Below are 5596 nucleotides of genomic sequence, written 5' to 3'. Positions count from 1 at the left end.
CGAGCAGGGTGGGCGTATCGCGGGTCAACGCGCGAGCCGGATGGGATTGGATAGCGCCGAACGCGAACGTGATGTGAAAGGGCAGGCTCTCCTGGTGGTGGCATGCGCCATGCCGTGGCCTGATGCGATCAACGGTGTGGGTGGGGCGAGGCAGGGCGATAGCAGCACGTTGGCCGGCAGGTCGCCTTGCGCGTTCTTGACCCAGCCTCAGCGCGTATCGAAGTCATCGCGCGCCCACTCGGTGGGCATCTTCACCACGCAGCGCTTGAGCCGCTCGCGCACCGCCCGATCGTTGCAGCCCAGGTAGGCGCGCAATAGGCGGTCGCGTTGCTCGTCGCGTGCGCGTGCCTCCGGCGGCATCGCCTGGCGATGGGCGAGCGCGTCGGCGGGTAGCCCGGCCGGGGGGGCGGCAGTTGCGCGAGGATCAGATCGAGCATTCGGGCCGAATCACACCGGCTGTTGCCGTCGGTGTCGTCGTCGATGAAGGTCCAGCCCTGCCACTCGGGGAAATCCGCATCGCTGTAGACCTGCACGCCGGACACGTTGAGGTCGATATAGACCTCGCTGCCATGGAGCTTGATCTTGCGTAGATGCGGGATGTGGCCCCGGTACTGGTCGCTGGCGGCGAGCGCCTCGGGGCCGAGCACACGGCCGAAACGCCGCAGTTCGTAGCCGGCGCTGGGGCAGCCGGGATACTGCGCCGTTGCCCGGTCGTAAAGGTCGTAGCTGCTCTTCGTGGCGGTGCCCAACGTCTTGCCGCTGGCATCACGGGTGGTCCGTGTCAGCGTGCTTCGACTTTCGCTCAGAGAAACGATGAGGGCATCGCTGGTGCGGCCCAGGGGCTTTACCTCGTAGTGCGCCAGGAGCTCCGGCGGCATGCCGGCCGGTACTGGGCCCGAGCCCCATATCGCCGGTACGGTGAGGGTAAGCGCCACTCAACTCACACCGCCCTCATCAGTCGCCACAGTACACGTTCCCCTTGCACGCGCGGCATGGGCACACCGAACGCTACCGTTTGCGGCCCAAGCGGCTTGTCCAAACATTGCCACACACCGGGATACGGGCATGGCGTGTCTGACCATACACGCAGACCACCTCGCAGTTCCTCCGGTTCCGGTGCAGCGCTCGAGGGATCGGGCTTGAGGAAGACGTATGCGCTTTCTTCCTCGGGAACGGTGCCGTCTTCGTAGCGGTCGTCGCGCCAAAGCAAACGCCAGATGACATCTGCGCGTAGGCTCTCCGTTTCAGTTTCCTGCTTTGCACGGGGAGCAGGCGACCCGCCATGTAAATAGGCCATGCAACCGATAATCGGTAGCGGTCCTTCCGGTGGCGGTGCATTGCCGAACAGATGAAACCCCTTGGATTTTGGCACTTCCACCGGCTCCCAGATACCCGAGCATGGCGTTATTTTACCGGTGGCGATGAGTGTGTGCTTCGCAGGATCGGGCACCTCCGGCAGCACCTTGGGGAAAGTCATCTTAGGCAGCCATTCTTGCAGCCATACGCCATAGATCGTCGAGGAAGGGGCATTGAGGTCCTCCCTTTCTATAATTTTTGACGAGCACTCCCCCCATGCCTCACTCAGTTGCGTCAATGTATAATTGAACTCATCCCAGTACGGCGTATGGTCGGCATCCACAACAATTTCACGGATTTCCAGCAGGCTCTGCCTTCTAACCCAGTGGAATTGCGGTCGATATGCCATGACGAACTCACCGTTAACGTCGTACTTGAATACCCGCTTGTCACCAAGACGCAAACGGCGCACACCTTCTTCACAATGGGCCATCCCCTTAAGGACGGAGATCAACGTGCTTTCGCCGATTTCGCTCCCCGTGTACTCGTCGTAGTAGTCATCGATACCGTCGCTAATGCGCTGCCCGGTGCGCACGCCGCCAATGATTCGCCCATTTGCGGCGCGCTGACGCAGCCACCCACGCTCACTCGCTTTCTGCAAGCTCCTTTCCGTCGCCTTGGCCCATATGCGGTAGTAACCCAGAATACGGTTCCACGCGGTGTAGGAGCTGATGCGCTTGAGCCAATAGAAAATCCGCTGGCGCTCCTGCTCCGTGGGTAGCATCACTCCAGAGGGATAAGCGCTACTCAACTCACACCGCCTTCATCAGTCGCCACAGCACGCGTTCCCCTTGCACGCGCGGCATGGGCACACCGAACGCTACCGTTTGCGGCCCAAGCGGTTTGTCTAAACATTGCCACACACCGGGATACGGGCATGGCGTGTCGGACCATACGCGCATACCACCACGCAGTTCTTCCGGTTCCGGTGCGGCAAGCGAGGGGTCGGGTTTGAGGAAGACATACGTACTTTCTTCCTCGGGAACGGTGCCGTCTTCGTAGCGGTCGTCGCGCCAGAGCAAACGCCAGGTGACATCTGCGCGTAGGCTCTCCGTTTCAGTTTCCTGCTTTGCACGGGGAGCAGGCGACCCGCCATGTAAATAGGCCATGCAACCGACCATCGGTAGCGGTCCTTCCGGTGGCGGTGCATTGCCGAACAGATGAAATCCCTTGGGTTTTGGCACTTCCACTGGCTCCCAGATACCCGAGCATGGCGTGATTTTGCCGGTGGCGATGAGTGTGTGCTTCGCAGGATCGGGCACCTCCGGCAACATCCTGGGGAAAGTCATCTTAGGCAGCCATTCTTGCAGCCATACGCCATAGATCGTCGGGGAAGGGGCATCGAGACGTTCAGGCTCGATTACCTCTGTCGCGCACTCCCTCCAAGCGCCAATCAGTTGCTCAAATGCGTACTCAAACTCCGGCCAGTATGGCGTGTGGTCCGTATCGATACTGGTGTCCCGGGTATAGACGCGATACTGCTTCGTGCTCCAGACCGACAGCGCGCTGCGTGCCATCACAAACTCGCCGTTGGCATCGTACTTAAACACCCGTTTGTCCCCCTGACGCAGCCGACGCACCCCCTCTTCGCAGTGCGCCAGACCTTTGAGGATCATCACCAAGTCGGATTCGGAAACGCTGCTCTTTTGGCTCCAACCGCGCTCACTGGCAGCTTGCACGCTCTTCTCTGTGACCTTGGCCCATGCATGGTAGTAACCGAGGATGCGACTCCAAGCGGTATAGGAGCTGATGCGCTGGAGCCAGTAGAAAATCTGCTGACGCTCCCGCTCGTTGGGTAGCAGCACGTCTGTCGGCAATACGCTCATGGGTTTCGCTCCGGCACCTTGCCGCTTTGCTCACGCGGCTGCAATTTTTGCGTTTGCACCCTTCCTTCCCCCGCGATTTTCGAATAGCCATAGACACCGTTGACGTTTTCCCAGCCGGTCGGCTTGACCTCGAAGGAAATACCAGAAACCGGGTCGATCCACGATTGTGGTTTTTCCGTGCGCATTACCTCGTTCCCGATTTCACGCAGTTTTTTTGCCGATGCTTCATTCACTTCGAAATAGGCTTGCGAAGCGCCGCCCTGGAAGTATTGATCAGCCAATTCCTTACCCGTTTGTTCGGCAATGGTACCCGTGACCACCTTCGGGCCTTCATCGCTGACGATCTGTCCGATAACGATGTAACCATTACGATTCCACTCGTCCAAAATGGCGCCGTTCACGCGCCATATCTCCGCGTTCGCCGGAGGGTCACCCACCCACCACCAGCGCCCATCAGGCCAGGTCGGACCAACCGGGACGCCGCGCGTAGTCCCCTCAGGGCCAAACGCTCTTGAGATCATTTCGTTTTTGGCCAAGCGGCGATTGGTCATCCGCCCACTATTGGCTGCAATGGCCTTGATGCGTCCTTCGTCATCTACTGTGTGCTCGTTGATCTGCGCTAAGTTTGGATATCCCTCTTCTGGTTTGGGGGTGTAGTAGGAGGCCCATGCTTTGGGATCGCTGGCGTCAGCTGGATTCTGCTCCCACCCGCCCCGCACCGAGCGTTTCGGCAACGGTCCATCTTCCAGCAACCGCCGCTCATCGGTATAGGTGTGCGCTTTTTCCCCCGCCGCCACTTCGTAGCGCGCTACACGGCTGGTGGTTTCGCCGCCGCTGCGGATATACGCCTGTATCTCGCGTAGTTTCTGGTCCAGTTCCTTGATGGCGTCCGGTATGCGCTTGGCGCCTTCGCCTTTGAGCCATGCCATGCCGCTCTTCAGGCGATCCAGACGATTGGCCATGGATGGCGGCATGCTTATGCGTTTTCGGATGGCGGTTATCCCATCAATCATCGCACCGGTGAAGCGATTGAGCGCATCGGCGATCTTTGCCTGGTAGTCGGCAAAACGCAGTTTCAACAACCACTGCTCGGCGTTACCGTGACCGATACGGTTGAGCACTTCCACGATGTCTTTGGCGAGCTTTTCGGTTTTGGCGCTGGTGCGCGCGGCATCGACGATGAGCCGGCCGACGCCTTTGGCCACGCCACCGAGCACGGGTATGAGTGCCAGCAACAGCACGACAAGCAACACCCATTCCCATTTGTCGTCGCGCTTCTTGGGCTCATCGATCAGGCCGATGGAGACGGCGATGAGGTCGCGCACGGCGGTGGCGTCGCCAAGCAGTGGCACCATGCCGATGATCGCGTCCACGATGATCTGCGAGACGGTGGCCTTGGTGTTGAAGGCGCCTTGTGCGGTTCCCCAGATCCACTGGCCGCTTTCCACCGCCATGGCTTTGAAGCCGGCCCAGCTCATCCCGCCCGGGGCGGGGGTGGTGTCCTCTGCAACGGCATTCATGCGTGGTCCTCGTCATCTTTGGCTTGCAGGGCGGTGTAGCGATCGATGCGGGCTTCGAACGTTCCGCTCGGATCGGGGTTGTGTTGAGGCATCGGCTGCTGATCGCGTCGCGCGTAGTCGAAACCGGCGGGGCTGTACTGCACCCAGGCGCTGCCGCCCGACACGCCGGGCACGGTGGCTTGGCCGTTGGCATCCAGTTGGCCGGTGCGTTGGCTGCCGTCGGGCAGGGTGAGCGTGTACGTCGCGCCCTTGAGCCCTTCGTCGTCGTGGTACCGGTGATCGAGATGGAGCGTGCCGACATCGGAGCCGTCGCCGGCATTGGGATGGCCATCGACTGCGAACACGTTGCGGGCGCCGGCACCGCCTTGTTGCACGGGCCCTTTGAGCTTGATGGTGATGCCTTCAATGGTGATGCCGCTGTCGTCGAGGGTGATGGCGCCGCCAGGGCCACGGAAAACCGCGCGTTCTCCCGCCTGAAGCTGATATCGCTGCGTCTGCCGTTCGATGCGCTGTCCCGCGCTGAGCTTGTGATGGCCCTGCACGGTCTGCTCCACATGGCCGCCCACATCGATGAGGTGATTGGCGGTGGTCTGGTCCTTGCGGTGGTTGCCGACGGTCTCGATGCGATCCTTGCCGACGCTGATGGTGCGGTTGCGTTCGATGCGAAGCGCATCGTCCTGCCCGATCTGGTGACGGCGATCCTTGCCGATGGTCACCTGCTCATCGTTGCCCACGCTCTCGATGCGGTCGTGCCCGATGCCGATGGTTTCGTCGTGCTCGACGTTTTCCTTGCGGTCGCGGCCGACCCGCGTGGTTTCGTCGTGGTTGACGACGATGTTCTGGTCTTTCTGCGCGTGGACGTAGATTTCCTCCTGGTCCTTCTCGTCCTCGAAG

The 5596-nt window shown here is 60.9% G+C and carries 5 protein-coding genes; all 5 read right to left on the bottom strand.

What is annotated here, in order from left to right:
* Nucleotides 1–251 precede the first annotated feature (251 nt).
* Entirely contained in the window at nt 252–935 is a 684-nt protein-coding gene (locus tag ABIC75_RS22965; protein WP_354016210.1) for a hypothetical protein, read from the bottom strand.
* Nucleotides 936–940: 5 nt separating this feature from the next.
* Entirely contained in the window at nt 941–2107 is a 1167-nt protein-coding gene (locus ABIC75_RS22960; protein ID WP_354016209.1) for an Imm71 family immunity protein, read from the bottom strand.
* Nucleotide 2108: 1 nt separating this feature from the next.
* Nucleotides 2109–3182 carry an Imm71 family immunity protein gene (locus ABIC75_RS22955; RefSeq protein ID WP_354016208.1) on the bottom strand — a complete coding sequence of 358 codons (1074 nt, stop codon included), beginning with the start codon at nt 3180–3182 and terminating at the stop codon, nt 2109–2111.
* Nucleotides 3179–4702 carry a hypothetical protein gene (locus tag ABIC75_RS22950; protein WP_354016207.1) on the bottom strand — a complete coding sequence of 508 codons (1524 nt, stop codon included), beginning with the start codon at nt 4700–4702 and terminating at the stop codon, nt 3179–3181. Before ABIC75_RS22950 ends, ABIC75_RS22955 begins: the two co-directional genes overlap by 4 nt.
* Nucleotides 4699–5596, bottom strand: an 898-nt coding sequence (locus tag ABIC75_RS22945; protein ID WP_436407976.1) for a bacteriophage T4 gp5 trimerisation domain-containing protein, incomplete at its 5' end; no start/stop codon positions are given. The genes ABIC75_RS22950 and ABIC75_RS22945, both read right to left, overlap by 4 nt.

This window comes from Dyella japonica, from assembly GCF_040545895.1.
In the GTDB taxonomy this organism is placed as follows: Bacteria; Pseudomonadota; Gammaproteobacteria; order Xanthomonadales; family Rhodanobacteraceae; genus Dyella; species Dyella japonica_D.
This window is presented reverse-complemented; position numbering and strand designations above follow the sequence as displayed.